This is a genomic window from Cyanobium sp. Cruz CV13-4-11, from assembly GCF_024346055.1.
In the GTDB taxonomy this organism is placed as follows: Bacteria; Cyanobacteriota; Cyanobacteriia; order PCC-6307; family Cyanobiaceae; genus Cyanobium.
Genome location: NZ_JAGQCH010000009.1, coordinates 95,154 through 109,774, shown reverse-complemented (window position 1 = coordinate 109,774; position 14,621 = coordinate 95,154). Strand labels below are relative to the sequence as shown.

Annotated in this window: 17 protein-coding genes; 7 read left to right on the top strand and 10 right to left on the bottom strand. The window is 62.7% G+C overall.

Going from position 1 to position 14,621, the window contains the following annotated elements; genetic code table 11:
* Positions 1–231 precede the first annotated feature (231 nt).
* Positions 232–924: a Coq4 family protein gene (locus tag KBZ12_RS09085; protein ID WP_254957604.1), complete on the bottom strand. Its 693-nt coding sequence runs from the start codon at positions 922–924 to the stop codon at positions 232–234.
* 59 nt (positions 925–983) lie between these two features.
* On the opposite strand from KBZ12_RS09085, the gene KBZ12_RS09080 reads away from it, so the two are divergent.
* From KBZ12_RS09080 to KBZ12_RS18660, 6 genes are all read left to right on the top strand, one after another.
* Positions 984–1,559 (top strand): hypothetical protein, encoded by a 576-nt coding sequence (locus KBZ12_RS09080; protein WP_254957602.1) that lies wholly within the window; start codon positions 984–986, stop codon positions 1,557–1,559.
* Between the two features lie 168 nt (positions 1,560–1,727).
* The gene (locus tag KBZ12_RS09075) at positions 1,728–1,934 is read left to right on the top strand and encodes a hypothetical protein (protein WP_254957601.1); all 207 of its coding nucleotides are present in this window, start codon (positions 1,728–1,730) and stop codon (positions 1,932–1,934) included.
* The gene (locus tag KBZ12_RS09070) at positions 1,935–2,864 is read left to right on the top strand and encodes a glycerol dehydrogenase (RefSeq protein WP_254957600.1); all 930 of its coding nucleotides are present in this window, start codon (positions 1,935–1,937) and stop codon (positions 2,862–2,864) included.
* Between the two features lie 150 nt (positions 2,865–3,014).
* Positions 3,015–4,676, top strand: a complete 1,662-nt coding sequence (locus tag KBZ12_RS09065; protein ID WP_254957598.1) for a thiamine pyrophosphate-binding protein — start codon at positions 3,015–3,017, stop codon at positions 4,674–4,676.
* Between the two features lie 232 nt (positions 4,677–4,908).
* A complete protein-coding gene (locus KBZ12_RS09060; protein ID WP_254957597.1) occupies positions 4,909–5,217 on the top strand; it encodes a nucleotidyltransferase family protein in 309 nt (102 codons plus the stop codon).
* The gene (locus KBZ12_RS18660) at positions 5,207–5,560 is read left to right on the top strand and encodes a DUF86 domain-containing protein (RefSeq protein ID WP_254992626.1); all 354 of its coding nucleotides are present in this window, start codon (positions 5,207–5,209) and stop codon (positions 5,558–5,560) included. Before KBZ12_RS09060 ends, KBZ12_RS18660 begins: the two co-directional genes overlap by 11 nt.
* A gap of 283 nt (positions 5,561–5,843) precedes the next feature.
* Here KBZ12_RS18660 and KBZ12_RS09055 read toward each other — a convergent pair whose 3' ends face one another.
* The gene (locus tag KBZ12_RS09055) at positions 5,844–7,787 is read right to left on the bottom strand and encodes an alpha-amylase family glycosyl hydrolase (protein WP_254957596.1); all 1,944 of its coding nucleotides are present in this window, start codon (positions 7,785–7,787) and stop codon (positions 5,844–5,846) included.
* Positions 7,788–8,321: 534 nt separating this feature from the next.
* Between KBZ12_RS09055 and KBZ12_RS09050 the strand changes: the two genes are divergently transcribed.
* Complete coding sequence (locus KBZ12_RS09050) at positions 8,322–8,762, top strand: PPC domain-containing DNA-binding protein (RefSeq protein WP_254957595.1); 441 nt, start codon at positions 8,322–8,324, stop codon at positions 8,760–8,762.
* Here KBZ12_RS09050 and KBZ12_RS09045 read toward each other — a convergent pair.
* From KBZ12_RS09045 to KBZ12_RS09010, 8 genes are all read right to left on the bottom strand, one after another.
* Positions 8,713–9,663 carry a F0F1 ATP synthase subunit gamma gene (locus KBZ12_RS09045; RefSeq protein ID WP_254957594.1) on the bottom strand — a complete coding sequence of 317 codons (951 nt, stop codon included), beginning with the start codon at positions 9,661–9,663 and terminating at the stop codon, positions 8,713–8,715. The genes KBZ12_RS09050 and KBZ12_RS09045 overlap by 50 nt on opposite strands.
* Positions 9,664–9,676: 13 nt before the next feature.
* Positions 9,677–11,194: a F0F1 ATP synthase subunit alpha gene (gene atpA / locus KBZ12_RS09040; RefSeq protein ID WP_254957593.1), complete on the bottom strand. Its 1,518-nt coding sequence runs from the start codon at positions 11,192–11,194 to the stop codon at positions 9,677–9,679.
* 62 nt (positions 11,195–11,256) lie between these two features.
* The gene (atpH, locus tag KBZ12_RS09035) at positions 11,257–11,805 is read right to left on the bottom strand and encodes an ATP synthase F1 subunit delta (RefSeq protein WP_254957591.1); all 549 of its coding nucleotides are present in this window, start codon (positions 11,803–11,805) and stop codon (positions 11,257–11,259) included.
* Positions 11,805–12,332 (bottom strand): F0F1 ATP synthase subunit B, encoded by a 528-nt coding sequence (locus KBZ12_RS09030; protein WP_254957590.1) that lies wholly within the window; start codon positions 12,330–12,332, stop codon positions 11,805–11,807. The genes atpH and KBZ12_RS09030 overlap by 1 nt, the downstream gene beginning before the upstream one ends.
* Positions 12,329–12,811, bottom strand: a complete 483-nt coding sequence (locus tag KBZ12_RS09025; protein ID WP_216906025.1) for a F0F1 ATP synthase subunit B' — start codon at positions 12,809–12,811, stop codon at positions 12,329–12,331. Before KBZ12_RS09025 ends, KBZ12_RS09030 begins: the two co-directional genes overlap by 4 nt.
* A gap of 100 nt (positions 12,812–12,911) precedes the next feature.
* Positions 12,912–13,157, bottom strand: coding sequence for an ATP synthase F0 subunit C (atpE, locus tag KBZ12_RS09020; RefSeq protein ID WP_015110594.1), 246 nt, complete (start codon positions 13,155–13,157; stop codon positions 12,912–12,914).
* 154 nt (positions 13,158–13,311) lie between these two features.
* The gene (gene atpB, locus KBZ12_RS09015; RefSeq protein ID WP_094585565.1) at positions 13,312–14,040 is read right to left on the bottom strand and encodes a F0F1 ATP synthase subunit A; all 729 of its coding nucleotides are present in this window, start codon (positions 14,038–14,040) and stop codon (positions 13,312–13,314) included.
* Between the two features lie 96 nt (positions 14,041–14,136).
* Entirely contained in the window at positions 14,137–14,610 is a 474-nt protein-coding gene (locus KBZ12_RS09010) for an ATP synthase subunit I (protein WP_254957589.1), read from the bottom strand.
* Positions 14,611–14,621 lie beyond the last annotated feature (11 nt).

Below are 14,621 nucleotides of genomic sequence, written 5' to 3'. Positions count from 1 at the left end.
TGGCGCCAGAGTTTCTGAGAAGCCTAGTACTGCATAAGCAGCCCGTATAACATCCAGATGCAGAAGACGGGAGCCAGAATTCTGCATCGTACGCGCAAGCTATTGCCCGCTTCTGATCTGGAGCGTTAGGCATTCGTAAGCCTGTCTGGCCTTGCTCCAGCAACTTTTATTCCTGTCTGCACGCGTTCACGGGTAAACGTGAGTCTTTTACGGTTGCACTAACCTATGGTTTTATAGACCCTCCTTGGCCGCAAACGGACTGCGCTCCACCAGCACAGCGATCCCCAACTGCTCTCGCCACTCCGCCAGCGGCCTTCGCCAACCCTCCTCCCACCGCTGGGCCAGCAGTGGTGAGCAAACGGATCCGAGCTCCAGCCCGAAGGCCGTCGTCAGGCCCACGTCGGGTTCGTCCCCCGCTGGCCCCGCCAGGCAGCGGTGCAGTAGATCGGCCCCCAGGAGCATGGCGCTGCCGGGCCAGCGCAGCTGCATCACGTTGATGGCGCTCAGGGCCGCCTCGCCGGCCGGGCTCGGTGGGCAGCCGCTCACCACATGCCACACGTCATGGGTGCGGCGCACCCGCTGCTGTAGCCAGGTGTCGTCGCCGTCGGTGCCCGGCGCCAGCACTGGATCGGGCAGGGGCTGGCCGCCGGCGTTCGCAAACCAGGTGGCGTAGCGATGGCCCAGGCTCTCCGCCGGCAGGGCCAGCAGCTCCGCCTGCGAGGGCCACACCCTCCAGTAACGCTCCGCCACCAGCGGGGCGATGGCCGGGTCCGCCCGCAGGGCGGCGCGGGCGGCGTCGGCGGCGGGCGTGGTGTAGCTGCGGGTGAGCAGATCAAAACCGTGGGGCAGATCGCTGGGGTTCTCCACCAGCTCTGCCAGGTCGGTGGCTAGGTGCAGCAGCTGACGGCGGAGCGAGGCGGGCATGGCGGAGCGACGACTGGCGCCACTCTGCAAGGGTGAGTGCCAGTTGCCTCCTTCCACTAATGCCGATTTCGCCCGAACCGGTGGCGTTGCCGTCGATCCTGATCGTGGCGGCCCTGCCTGAGGAACTCGACCATCCCGGCGTGCTGCACACGGGCGTCGGCAAGCTCAACGCCGCCTATGCCCTCACCCGGGAGCTGCAGCGGCGGCGACCCAAATTGGTGGTGAATTACGGCACGGCGGGCGGTCTCCACCCCTCCCTGGCGGGCCTGGTGGAGATCCGCCGCGTGCTGCAGGTGGACATGGAGGCCGAACCGCTGGCCCCCCGCGGCCAGACCCCCTTCTTCCCGGGCCCCTTCCAGCTCGACTCCGGCGCCGAAGGCGTGGTGTGCGGGAGCGGGGATCGCTTTGTGACGGCGGTGGATCCCTGGCTACTCCAGCACGGCGTGGAGGTGGTGGACATGGAGCTGTTCGCCATTGCCTCCGTCTGCCAGCGTGAGGGCATCCCCTGGCGCTCGTTCAAATACATCTCTGACCATGCCGACCGTGATTCCGGCTCCAGTTGGCAGGATCATCTGCAGGGCGGGAAGGACTTATTTCTGCAGCGGCTGGCGGAGTTGGCGATGGCGCCCGAGTGAAGACGTCATTCGCAGGGACGAGTCGATCAATGGGCATTCTTCCCTGCCCTGGGCCGTGGGTTCTCTGATTGGCGCAGGACCAACACTTGGCAGCGACTTTGGGCCTGAACGAGGCCAAGGTCCACCGAACTTGCTAGGCGTGGAGCTCCCTCTGCCGCCCTCGCTGCCATGGCCCACACCAGCTCGGTGATCTGTTTCCACCAGCGCCCCCTCACGGTGTTCGCCAGTCCGGGGCGCTACGTGCAGGGGCCAGGCGCCACCCATGAGCTGGGGAGGGAGCTGCAGCGGCTGGGGCTGAGCGGCCGGGTGCTGTTCGTGGCCGGCCGTACGGCCCAACGGGATCTGCAGCCGATCTGGCAGCAAGTGCTGCCGTAGGTGGGCCTGGATCCGGTGGTGATCGCCTTCGGCGGCGAGTGCAGCGAGGTGGAAATCAACCGGCTGGTGGCCGAGGCTCGCAGTAGCCAAGCCGTGGCTTTGGTGGGGGCCGGCGGCGGCAAGGCTTCTGATACAGCGCGGGCCGTGGCGGATGAGCTGAATGTGCCGGCGATCCTCACCCCGACCCTCGCCAGCACCGACTCCCCTTGCAGCGCCCTGTCGGTGATCTACTCCGAGGGAGGCAGCGTGGAGGGGTTCCGCTTCTACAACCGCCATCCGCTGCTGGTGCTGGTGGATACGCAGGTGGTGGCCCGCGCCCCGAAGCGCCAGCTGGTGGGGGGGCTGGGCGATGCCCTGTCCACCTGGTTTGAGGCCCGCAGCGTGCGCCAGAGCTGCAGCCACAACATGGTGGGAGGTCTGCCCAGCAGCACCAGCAGCGCCTTGGCCAAGCTTTGTTGTGAAATTCTGCTGGCCGATGGCCCGGCGGCCTGCGCAGCGGTGGAGGCCGGCGCCCCCACCCCGGCGTTGGAGCGGGTGGTGGAGGCCAACAACCTGCTGTCTGGCCTGGGCTTCGAGAGCGGTGGCCTGGCGGTGGCCCATGCTGTTCACAACGGCATCACCGAGATTCCAGGCAGTCACGATTACATCCATGGCGAGAAGGTGGCTTTCGGGCTGCTCACCCAGCTGGTGCTGGAAGGCCAACCGCAAACCGAAATCAATGAGATCCTGCACTACCAAAAGGCGGTCGGGCTGCCGATCACCCTGGCCCAGGTGGGGGTCGACGCCAACAATGCCGACCAGCTGCAACGCATCGCCGCTCGCAGCGTCATCCCTGGCGAATCCAGTCACAACGAACCCTTCCCCGTGACCACCGAAGCGTTGGTGGCGGCGCTGAAGGCGGCCGATCAGCTGGGGCGGAAGTTGGGGTGAAGAACCCATCACAGCGGCTGGCCACCCATGCGGTCCACCAGTCGCCCTGCTTCCATCCCGCTGCAGACTGAAAAGAGAGTTTGATTCCCGTACAAGGCAGTGGCAGCTCCCAACGCCACTCCATGATCGGGAGACCTCCGCCAGCCAGTCATGCAGATCGTCGCCGCACTGATCGAAGCCCTGCGGCTACGCGACGTGCGGCGCGTCTACGGAGTGCCGGGTGATTATGTGCTCGGCCTGTTTGCCGCCCTGCAGGCCTCGCCGATCGATCTGATTTGCACCGCAGGGGAAGAGGGGGCCGGTTTCGCTGCCGATGCCCACGGGCGTTTGCAGGGGCTGGGCGTGGCGGTGGTCACCTACGGCGTCGGTGCTCTGAAGCTGCTCAATCCGGTAGCCGGCGCCTACGCCGAGCGCTCACCCCTGTTGATCATCTCCGGCGCCCCGGGCGTGCGGGAGAGCGAGGAGCACCCCCTGCTGCACCACCGCATCCGTGCGGATCAAACCCAGCTGCGTCTGTTCCGGGAGATCACGGTGGCGAGCGCAGTGCTCGATTCCGGCCGCACCGCCGCCCAGGAGCTGGTGCGGGTGCTGGAGGCGATGCGACGCGAATCCCGCCCCGGCTACCTGGAGCTTCCGGCCGATTGCCTCAACCGGGAGATTCCGTGGCCGATCGATCTGGCCCCGCCCGCCCCCGCGCCCCTAGCCATCCCGGAGGGACTGCGGCGCGAGGGGGAGCGCTGGTTGGCCTGGATGCGCGGCCGCCAGCGCCCCCTGGTTCTGGGAGGCGTGGAGCTGGCCCGCTTCCGCCTGCAGCCGCTGCTGCGGCAGATCCTGGAGCGGGAGGGCTGGCAGTTGGCCACCAGCCTCTCAGGCAAGACTCTCCTGAGCGAGAGCCATCCCCAGGTTTTAGGCATCTACGAGGGGGCGATGGGGCAGCCGCAACTACGCCAGCGTGTGGAGAGCAGCGACGGCCTGCTGGTGCTAGGCCAGCCCCTCAATGACCTCGACACCGGCGTCTTCACCATGGCGTTGGACCCCGCCCACGTGCTGCAGGTGGATCTGGAGGGGGGGCTGCGCACAGCCGACGATCGCAACGAGAACCTCGATCCCCTCACCCTGCTGCGCATCTGGGCGGAAGCGCCTGCGCGGGAGTCCGCCATCCCGCCGCTGGCGGCCCCTGGCCCCGCGCCGGCTGCCACCTTCGAGCCGGCGCCCGACCAGCCGGTGGGGGTGGAGCGGTTGATGGCGGCGATTGAAGCCGTCCTGCCCGCCGATGCCACCGTGCTGGCGGATCCCGGCGATTCCCTCTTCGCCGCCGCCGATCTGCACCTCGGGGAAGATAGCCATTTCCTCGCCAGCAGCTTCTGGGCTTCGCTGGGCTTCGCCCTGCCCGCCGCCGTGGGGGCCTGGGGAGCCTGCCCGGAGCACACGCCCGTGGTGCTCCTCGGCGACGGCGCCCTGCTGATGTGCGCCAACGAGCTGGCCACCCTGGCCCGCTATGCCATTCCCGCCCTGGTGGTCGTGCTCGACAACGGCGGCTATGGCACCGAGCGACCGATCCTCGATGGACCGTTCAACGATCTGCAGCCGGTGGCCCATCGGGAGCTGGCCCTGGCGATGGGCTTCAGCGCCGCGGAGCGGGTGGAGAACGAGGAGGAGCTCTGGAGCTGCCTGGGCCGCTGGCGATCAGAGGGGGTGACGGGCCCCACGTTGATCAGCGTGGACATCCCCACCGGGGAGATGTCAGCGGCGCTGAGGCGGCTCTCCACGGCTCTGGCACAGAAGCTGGCGAGCTCACCACCACAGGGCTAAGAGCGCCCCGCCAGCATCGGCTCCCGCTCCGCCTTGCTCTAAACCAAGGTTCTTTCGGAGCTGGGGGCCTACAACATCATTCACCCGACCCGATTTCCAGGTACGGCATGGCTACAAATAGTTCTTCGGGCGGGTGATGATGAGCGTTAGTTTGACGTTGCAAAGCCCTCGATGCAGGGTCTTTTGGTGGACTCCCTGGGTTTCCGGGTACAATGGAGCTAGGAGGTGAGTCATGTCAGTCGTCATTGACGAGAAGCTAGAAGAGATCGCAGCAGCTTGCCAGCGATACGGAATTGAGCGTTTGTTTGTTTTTGGCTCAGCCTTGAGAGATGACTTCAGACCTGGAGAAAGCGATATTGACCTTCTTGTTGAGTTTGGCCCATTGGAAATCACCAAACGCTTCCATGTCTTTCTAGACGCTCGCGAGGCGTTTAGGAGTATCTTCCAAGCCGACGTTGACTTGGTGATGCAGGGAGCGGTGAAGAACAAAGTTATTGCTGGCGAGATTGATCGAACAAAGAAGCTGATCTATGGCACGTGATTTATCTGCATATTTGCAGGATGTCCTTGATTCATGCAACTCAATTGAAGACGTAGTGAGCGGCATCTCGTTAGATGAATACCGGAACAAGCGTGCTGTGAGATCTGCTGTCGAGCGAGAGTTCATCATTATTGGTGAGGCACTTAGAAGGGTCAGCGCCCTCGACGAAAGGCTGTTTAGTTCCATATCCAATTCTCGTGCGATCGTTGATTTCCGAAATCTGCTCGCTCATGATTATGGAGCAGTCGATGACGATGCGGTATTCGGGCTAGTCTACTCGGACTTGATCGTTCTAAAGGCAGAGGTTGGCGAGCTTTTGGGTGACTGCCATGACGCAAACTAACAATGCCATTCACCTGGGCCGCTTCCTGGATGTTTCTGGTTCCTGCCTGAGCTCATTGCGGCCAGGTGATGGCAAGCGTTCGAAGGTTCGAGCCAGTTCATCGCGACTGAGGGAAACCGCCATGAAGTCAGGGTCAAGATGTAACGGCAAGGTGTAGGCATCACCGAGGGCGACTGGCCAGCGGCGGTACTCAATCCCGGCGCGTTTGTTGGTCAAACAAGTTCCAAAATCCTTTAGAGGTCGCAGAAGTGTTGGTCACGTAGGCAAGGTACGCCAACGAACTTTAGATGAAGATCACAAATCCAGCCGGCGGTACTGTGACATGAACGGCCCTGCCGTTTCTCGCCTCCACTAGTGTTATGGTGTTGATTTGGGCTGAATTTGTGGAATAGAGACAGGTCATCCGACCAGCAGGACTATTGAGATCGGAATGGAGGGAATTGTCAATCGTAACCCAGGCGCTGCGCGGATTGTCGGCATCGGTGTTGATGGCTAGAAGTATTTCCTGGTTGGCGAACAGCCGCGACCAGGGAACCACTGAGCGGATTTGCCCACCGATCATTCGTGGTGTGCCAAAGGTGCCAGGCGCTCCCGAGTCGGAGATCTCACGCAAGTATTGCCGACCACGCCTCAAAGGTAAATACTTCGAACGCAACTCCAGCACATCAACCAGGAAGCGATAGATCTCATGTTGCTCGTTGAAGAAGTGCCGATCCGTACTTTGCAGAGAGCCAAAATCTCCGCCAAACATGCACTCTCGGAGGAATCGATCGCTCTCTCCAGCTCCATCGAAGCCCTGTTCCGTGCCGTAATAAATGCAGGGAATGCCCATGGAGGTGAGATTGAGCCCCAACACTGCCTTCAGGTAGGTGAAGCCGCGATTGATTTTGTCTCCGCAAAAGCGTGCTTTTGACTTCCCCTTTCGCACTTGATCGTGATCGTCAAACAGGGTCACAACGTGTTTGCCAAACCAAACATGTGAAGCTCTTCGTTCCTGAACGGAGTTACGGAAGAGTCCAAAGTAATCGGAAGGTTCACGCCAACCCTTAGCGAGATAATCCAACTTATCTGGGATTTCATCAATACCAAGGGCGGCGTCCAACCCTGTCAAATCGAGGGTTTCGAAGGCCCGACTCCGCCCTCCCGTAATCTCACCAACCAAGAAAAAGTGTTCCTTTCCCAACGACTGGGCAAACTCCTTGATAACGGAGGCAAAAAAACGTGTGGCACCAAGTTCCATATGTTTCACAGTATCAATACGAAAGCCATCTACATCTGTGAGGGCAATCCAGAACTTATAGACATCACAAAGGATATTGAGTGCTGGTGAAGGTGTAAAATCATCAATTACACGCTGTCCGCTGCTATCGCGGGTGTGCTCGCCATGGTGAATGTCCTTCAAGGAGACAAAATCACCCTCCATAAACTCGGGATCATAATCCCAATTATCAATTCGTCCCTTGCTGGTGTATGTGTCGCTTGGCTGAAGCTCAGAGGGCCAAACTGCTCCGTCAGGCCAGGCGGGTCCATGGGTGGACATATCAAGAGCCTGGAACGGCAGAATGGCTGCTCCAGAGGCGTCTCGATAACCCTCCACCGGATAAACTTTGCCATCCCAGCGTGGATCTATGTATGTATGACCCTTATCGTCCTTTGCGGGATAACGATTAGGATCTAGCTTGTAGACAAAGATATTGCCTGCATGATTTAGAATGATGTCAAGAATAATCCGAATACCATGTGCGTGTGCTACGTTCACCAACTCAATAAGATCTTCACGGGTCCCAAAATTCTTGTCTACATCTAGAAAATTCTGGATACCATAGCCATGATAGGAGTGCTGGTCAGAAGCAACTTGCTTGAAGACAGGGCTGATCCATATCGCAGTTACACCCATACGCTGTAAATAGCCGATTTTACTTTGCAATCCCTTAAGTGTTCCACCCAGCCACTCATCTCCCGCATCAGCCCAGCTGGTCCGATCCGCCTTGTAGGCGTCTGTGGAAAAGGAAAACAAAGGCGTTTTTCCGTGGCTCGTTGGTTTACCATCGTTGTCAATATAACCTTGTTCTCTATCATTAGAAAACCGATCCAACATCAAAAAGTAAAGCACCTGATCTTCCCAGGCCGCAGGCGACTCATAATACTTAGGCTTTCGGATGGCATTCCAGTCGATCTCTTTGATTGAGCGCTCTAAAGCGTTATGTGTACTATTGTCGATTGTCATGATTGTAACTTTTCCTATGATTACATTAGACCCTCCCTGCCGGTATGTTCCGTGATTTTGGCCCGATTGTGATGGAATCAAGATCCCGGGAATGGCTTGGGTTCAAATCGCAACTGTTCTTAGTGCTGTAGTGCCAGTCGATTTACAGACGCCCAATCACTAAGGCAAAAATGCAAGCCATATGGATCCCTTCAACGCATTCAGTGATCTTTATTGAGGTTCTGCCCAATCCTTAACAGTTTGATTTGCAGCGCCAACTTGTCAAATGAGTTTCTTGGAGCCTTTTCCAGCCACCCTGATGTTGAGACATGTTGATCGCCATCATGTGGGTGGTACCCGATACTCAATGAGTGATAATGCACATCTCTGCGGTCATTTCCTGTGGGGAAGTAACACTTCGAACAAGCCCTTCGAGTGGCCAGGCCACCATCATCTTCCAGCTTCGCCTTCCCAAACTCCCTGCCTGCCACTCAAGGGCAGCGTTCAACGAGAAGCTGTCTATCTGTGGCTGTTGACCCCTGAACAGGTTCCCTGATGACGGTCGCCAACCACCATCCACTTCGTCTGCCACCGGGGGTGGATCTACGCGGGACACTCGAAGCCATGGCCCAGGACGATCCGCAGCTCTGCGGCTTCATCGTCTGCGGCATCGGCAGCCTCGAAAGTCCCGTGCTTCGCTTCGGTGATCGGGACAGAGGCGTTGTGCTCACCGGACCGCAGGAAGTGATCACGCTGACAGGGAGCCTCACCGGGGATGGCGCCCACCTGCACCTGGTGGTGTCCGACCGGGAGGGACGCACACGGGGCGGTCACCTCTGCCACGGGAGCAGGGTGCGAACAACGATGGAGCTCCTGCTGCTCTGCCCGGAGGGCTGGCTGTTGGGCCGGGAGCGGGATGCCGCCACCGGCCACCTGGAACTGACGATCAGCCCATGGCCGCCGAGCCACCCACCACTTCCAGGATCTCCTGGGTGATGGCCGCCTGGCGGGCCTTGTTGTAGTCGAGGGTGAGGGTCTTTGCGAGCGCCTTGGCGTTGTCGCTGGCGTTGTTCATGGCCGTCATCCGGCTGGCCAGTTCGCTGGCGGCCGCTTCCTGGAGGGAGCGCAGCAGCTGGTTGGCCAGATAGAGGGGCAGAAGAGCATTGAGCAATTGATCGGGGCTCTGCTCGAACACGAAGTCCGGCTGAAGGGCCGGCTCGACATTCTCCACCTTGCCGACCTCGACGCCGAGGCGGCCGTCGCGGGTGATGAGACGGAAGATCTCGTCATCCGAGCTGGCGATGCCCTGGGGATCGAGGGGCAGCAGGGTCTGGACCACCGGCCGGGAACTCACCAGGTTGATGAAGCGGGTGAAGACGATCTCCACCCGATCGGTGCTGGCCGAAAGGAACTCGGCGAGCACTTCGTTGGCGATCTCGCCAGCTTCCTGGGAGGTGGGCACCTGCTCCAGGCCGGTGAAGGTGGCCCGGATCGGGTAGTTGCGGTTGGTGAAATAGGTGATGGCCTTACGGCCCATCAGCACCATGTCCACCGCGAAGCCCTGGGCTTTGAGTTCGGCGAAGCGCTGCTCGCCCCGACGGATCACGTTGGCGTTGTAGCCACCGCAGAGGCCCCGGTCGCCTGTGACAACCAGCAGGGTGATGGTGCCCACCGGACGACGCTCGGCCAGCAGGGGGGAATCGGCCCCCTCGAAGCCCATGCGGGATTCGAGGTTCTGCAGGACCCGGGCGAGGCGATCGGCGAAGGGGCGGGTGCGCAGCACCTGCTCCTGGGCCCGACGCACCTTGGCGGCGGCCACCAGGCGCATGGCTTCGGTGATCTTGCGTGTGTTCTTGACCGAACTGATCCGGTCACGGATTGCCTTGAGATTGGCCATGGGTGGAGAGTCCTCAGGCGGCAGCCAGCATCGAGGAGGTGACCTCGCGGATGGCCTCCTTGAGCATGGCTTCGGATTCGTCGCTCAGCACCTTGTCGGTCTGAACCTTGTTGATGAACTCGGGCTTGCTGCTCTTGAGGTACTCGCGCAGCTCGCGGGCGAACTGGGGCACCAATTCGACGGGCACCTCATCAATCAGACCCTTGACGCCTGCGTAGACCACGGCCACCTGCTCCGCCAGGATCAGGGGGCTGAACTGGGGCTGCTTGAGCAGTTCACGCAGGCGCTTGCCCCGGCCCAGCTGGGCCTGGGTGGCGGCATCCAGGTCGGAGGCGAACTGGGAGAAAGCGGCCAGCTCGTCGAACTGGGCCAGCTCCAGCTTCAGGGTGCCGGCGATCTTCTTGATGGCCTTGGTCTGGGCGGCGCCGCCCACCCGGCTCACGGAGATGCCCACGTTGATGGCGGGCCGCAGGCCGGAGTTGAACAGGTCGGAGCTGAGGAACACCTGGCCGTCGGTGATCGAGATCACGTTGGTGGGGATGTAGGCCGAAACATCACCGGCCTGGGTCTCGATGATCGGCAGGGCGGTCATGCTGCCCTTGCCCATGGCGTCGGAGAGCTTGGCGGCCCGCTCCAGCAGGCGGCTGTGGCAATAGAAGACGTCGCCGGGGTAGGCCTCACGACCGGGGGGACGGCGCAGCAGCAGGGACATCTGGCGGTAGGCCTGGGCCTGCTTAGTGAGGTCGTCGTACACCACCAGGGTGGCCTTGCCCTTGTACATGAAGGACTCGGCGATGGCCGCGCCGGTGTAGGGGGCCAGGTACTGGAGGGCGGCCGCTTCCGAGGCGCTGGCCGCCACCACCACGGTGTAGTCGAGGGCGCCGCGCTCACGCAGCACTTCGACCACGTTGGCCACCGAAGCGTTCTTCTGGCCGATGGCCACGTAGACGCAGACGACGTCCTCACCCTTCTGGTTGAGGATGGTGTCGATGCAGATGGCGGTCTTGCCTGTCTGGCGGTCGCCGATGATCAGCTCCCGCTGGCCGCGGCCGATGGGGATCATGGCGTCGATCGCCGTGATGCCGGTCTGCATGGGTTCATGCACCGACTTGCGCTGAATGATGCCGGGCGCCATCGACTCGATCAGGCGCGTCTCGGTGGTGGGGATCTCACCCTTGCCGTCGATCGGCTGGCCCAGGGCGTTCACCACCCGACCCAGCATGGCGTCGCCCACGGGCACCGCCGCGATGCGGCCGGTGGCCTTGACGGTGCTGCCTTCCTGGATGCCCAGGCCCTCGCCCATCAGCACGACGCCGACGTTGTCGTCTTCGAGGTTCAATGCCAGGCCCTCGGTACCGTCCTCGAACAGGACCAGCTCACCGGCCATGACCTGCTCCAGGCCGTAGACCCGGGCGATGCCATCACCGATCTGCAGGACGGTGCCGACGTTGCTGACAGACACCGACTTGTCGTAGTCAGCGATCTGCTTCTTGAGGATGGCGCTGATCTCGTCGGGGCGGATGGAAACCATGGGTGGGAGTCCCCGGAGGGGAGGCGATGAAGTGAGAAGGAGAGGGGAAAGGGAGCGAGGCGCTAGCTCACGTTGGCGAGCGTCAGGCCGAGGCGCCGCACCTGACCGGCGAGGCTGGCGTCGATCACCCGGGAGCCGACACTGAGGACGAACCCACCGATCAGGGCAGGATCCACCGCGAGGCTGATCTCCACCTTGTCGGTGCCGGCCACGACCTTGGCCTTCTCGGCGAGCAGGGCCTGCTGCTCGTCGCTCAGGGGGCTGGCGGAGGTCACCGTGGCCAGGGCGATCTGGTTCTGCTCGCGGTAGAGCTCCAGGAGCCTCTCCAGGACGGCATCGAGGTAGCCGATGCGCTGGCGGTCGGCCAGCAGCTTGAGCAGGTTGAGGAAGGAGGGGGAGATGTCCTTGCCGAAGAGCTTCTCAAGGGCCGCCTTCTTGCCTTCGACCTCCAGAACCGGGGAGGCCATCGCCTCGCGCAGGTCGCTGGAGTCATGCCACAGGGACAGGATCGCCCGGGCCTGGTCGATCACCGCATCGGTGTCCCCATTGGCGTCGCAGACCTGGAGGAAGGCGTCGGCGTAGGGGGTGGTGATGGTGTTGAGCAGAGGCATCAGGCGTTCCCCATCGATTGAATGGACTGATCGATCAGCTGGGCCTGGGTGCTGGCATCGAGGCGGCCCGGGAGGCTGGCGAGGGCCTTGGCGATCGCCATCTCGGCGGCTTCGCGCTGCAGCAGTTTGCTGACGCGCGAGACCTCCGAATCCATATCGGACTGGGAGTCCTGCTTGAGCCGCGCCATCTCCTCGACGGTGCGCTTCTCGCTCTCGAGGCGAATGGCCTCGGCGCGGACCTTGCCATCGGCGCGGATCTTCTCGGCACGGGCGCGGGCCTCACCCAGGCTGTTCTGGGCCACGGCGAGGGACGCGGTGGCGACGCTCAGGCGCTCCTCGGCGTCCTTGAGCTCGCCGAGGATGCGCTCGCGGCGACGCTCAAGGATGCCGCCGAGGAAGCCCCGCAGAAACCACGTCAGGCCAGCGATCACGATCGCCAGGTTGATGATGTTGGTCTCGAAGATGTCGAGATTGAGGCCGAAGGTGCCGTGGCTGGCGAACAGCGACGGGAGAGTGGAGGTCATCATGAGGCGGGCAGAAGACGGTCGACGATGAGGTCGGCGAGCCTGTCGGCATCGGCCTCAAGAAGGCTCAGGGCATCGGCCCGCTGGCCATCGATCTTGCTACGGGCGCTTTCGCGGCTGGCGATGGCTTCGGCCTGGGCCACCGCCATGGCCTCGCGGTAAAGGCGGTCGGAATCCTGCTCGGCCTCGAGGATCACCTTCTGGGCTTCGAGCCTGGCCCCTTTCAGTTGCTCCTTGAGGTCGGCCTCGAGGCGCACGGTCTGGGCGATCTTCTCCTTGGCCTGGGTACGGCTGGTGGTGATGTAACCCTCACGGTCCTCCACGGCCTTGCCGACCGGTCGGAAGAACAGGCTGTTGAGGATGAAGGTGAGGAGCACCACCTGCAGCGCCATGAGCGGCAGGGTGGCATCGAGGTCGAACAGACCTCCCTCGGGCGACCCGGCGGTCGCACCTGCCTCGGCAAGCAGAAGCCAGCTGGTCATGGGGCAATAAGGCGGGCGGTGGGAGAGGCGTGGACGGAGCCGGGGGTGGAGAAGGGCCGCAACGAACGTGCGGCCCGCTCATCCCCGCGACGGCCTCCGATCAGGAGAAGGGGTTGGCGAACAGCAGCACCAGGGCGACCACCAGGCCGTAGATGGTGAGCGATTCCATGAAGGCCAGGGAGAGCAGCAGGGTGCCGCGGATCTTGCCTTCGGCTTCGGGCTGACGGGCAATGCCTTCGACGGCGCCGCCGGAAGCGGTGCCCTGGCCGATGCCAGGACCGATGGAGCCGAGACCGACGGCAAGACCAGCAGCCACGACAGACGCAGCGGAAGTAAGGGAATCCATGGTGGGGTTAGAAATGTGGGGCGCCGGGGAAGCGCGGAAGGAACCTTGTCGAGAACCCTGCGCCGGGGACACCTGGGAAGGCGGGCCCGGATCGTGCCGGACCTGCGCGCAGAGAGTTTGCCAGACCGGGGGACCGGCCCAGCGGGGGCAGGAGCTAGTGGTGCTCCTCGTGGACCGCCTCGCCGATGTAGTAAGCGGCAAGGGTGGCGAAGATCAGCGCCTGGATCGCACTGGTGAACAGGCCGAGGAACATCACCGGCAGGGGCACCACCAGGGGTACCAGGAAGGCCAGCACCGCCACCACCAGTTCGTCGGCCAGGATATTGCCGAACAGACGGAAGGAGAGCGAGAGGGGCTTGGTGAAGTCCTCGACGATCTTGAAGGGGAGCATGATCGGTGTGGGCTCCACGTAGTACTCGAAGTACCGGAAACCCTTGCGGCTCAGGCCCGCATAGAAGTAGGCCAGCGACACCAGCAAGGCCAGGGCGATGGTGGTGTTGATGTCGGCGGTGGGTGCACCCAGTTCACCGCTGGGCAGGTGGACGAGTTTCCAGGGGATCAGGGCCCCGCCCCAGTTGCTCACGAAGATGAACAGGAACAGGGTGCCAATGAAGGGAAGCCAGTCGCGGTAGGCCTTCTCGCCGATGTATTCGCGGGCGATGTCGCGCAGGTAATCCCAGAGGAACTCCAGCAGGTTCTGCACACCCCTGGGATCACGCTCCAGGCGGCGGGTACCGACCACCACAACGGCCAGCAGGGCGCCGATCACGACCCAGGAGCTCAGGAAGACCTGACCGTGGATCTTGTAATTGCCGAGCTGCCAGTAGAGGTGCTGGCCGACCTCAAGGGCGGCGAAGGGAAGGGCGAGGGGCAACGGAGCCATCGGGGATAGGACCTGGCGGAACGTCGGGTGCCGCAAGGCGGCTGGAGGGGCCGCCGAAGCGGCTGAAGAGGGCCGCCGGAGCGGCGGAAACTTGGATCAGGTGTCGAGGACGGCCTGAACGATCAAAGCGGGCTTGTAGAGGAGAAAACCCACCAGGGCTGGCAGGATCTCGAGGACGGGCAGCCTGGCGGCCGCGAGTACCAGCACCACCGGAACCAGAAGCTGGGCCTTGCCCACCCCCTTGGTTTCGACGCCGAAGCGGGTGACGCTGCGGGCCAGGAGCCGGAGGTACAGGAGCCCCGCCAGGGCTCCTACCAGCAGGCTGAAAGCGGTGGGAAGGTCGAACCACAGGGCCGTGATGGGCACCGCCAGGGCGGTGGCACAGACCGTGGAAACAAGCATCCGGCGCTGCAACCGCAGGTAACCGTCCATGCCGTTGTTCACCGGCGACGAAGCGTCGGCGACTTCAGGCAGGGTTGAAGCGTCGCTGGTCGGATGTCCTTCGACCGCTTCGGCCGACGTCTCCGCAGGGGGAACGGCATCCGGAGAGGGGGTCAGGGCAGCCTGCAACCGTCGAGGCT

Excerpts from the sequence above, each read along its gene's own strand:
- KBZ12_RS09025 (WP_216906025.1), bottom strand. The coding sequence starts at position 12,811 with ATGACCAGCTGGCTTCTGCTTGCCGAGGCAGGTGCGACCGCCGGGTCG.
- atpB (WP_094585565.1), bottom strand. The coding sequence starts at position 14,040 with ATGGCTCCGTTGCCCCTCGCCCTTCCCTTCGCCGCCCTTGAGGTCGGC.
- atpH (WP_254957591.1), bottom strand. The coding sequence starts at position 11,805 with ATGCCTCTGCTCAACACCATCACCACCCCCTACGCCGACGCCTTCCTC.
- KBZ12_RS18660 (WP_254992626.1), top strand. The coding sequence starts at position 5,207 with ATGGCACGTGATTTATCTGCATATTTGCAGGATGTCCTTGATTCATGC.
- atpE (WP_015110594.1), bottom strand. The coding sequence starts at position 13,157 with ATGGATTCCCTTACTTCCGCTGCGTCTGTCGTGGCTGCTGGTCTTGCC.
- KBZ12_RS09085 (WP_254957604.1), bottom strand. The coding sequence starts at position 924 with ATGCCCGCCTCGCTCCGCCGTCAGCTGCTGCACCTAGCCACCGACCTG.
- KBZ12_RS09060 (WP_254957597.1), top strand. The coding sequence starts at position 4,909 with ATGTCAGTCGTCATTGACGAGAAGCTAGAAGAGATCGCAGCAGCTTGC.
- KBZ12_RS09050 (WP_254957595.1), top strand. The coding sequence starts at position 8,322 with ATGACGGTCGCCAACCACCATCCACTTCGTCTGCCACCGGGGGTGGAT.
- KBZ12_RS09030 (WP_254957590.1), bottom strand. The coding sequence starts at position 12,332 with ATGATGACCTCCACTCTCCCGTCGCTGTTCGCCAGCCACGGCACCTTC.
- KBZ12_RS09065 (WP_254957598.1), top strand. The coding sequence starts at position 3,015 with ATGCAGATCGTCGCCGCACTGATCGAAGCCCTGCGGCTACGCGACGTG.
- KBZ12_RS09045 (WP_254957594.1), bottom strand. The coding sequence starts at position 9,663 with ATGGCCAATCTCAAGGCAATCCGTGACCGGATCAGTTCGGTCAAGAAC.
- KBZ12_RS09075 (WP_254957601.1), top strand. The coding sequence starts at position 1,728 with ATGGCCCACACCAGCTCGGTGATCTGTTTCCACCAGCGCCCCCTCACG.
- KBZ12_RS09080 (WP_254957602.1), top strand. The coding sequence starts at position 984 with ATGCCGATTTCGCCCGAACCGGTGGCGTTGCCGTCGATCCTGATCGTG.
- KBZ12_RS09055 (WP_254957596.1), bottom strand. The coding sequence starts at position 7,787 with ATGACAATCGACAATAGTACACATAACGCTTTAGAGCGCTCAATCAAA.
- atpA (WP_254957593.1), bottom strand. The coding sequence starts at position 11,194 with ATGGTTTCCATCCGCCCCGACGAGATCAGCGCCATCCTCAAGAAGCAG.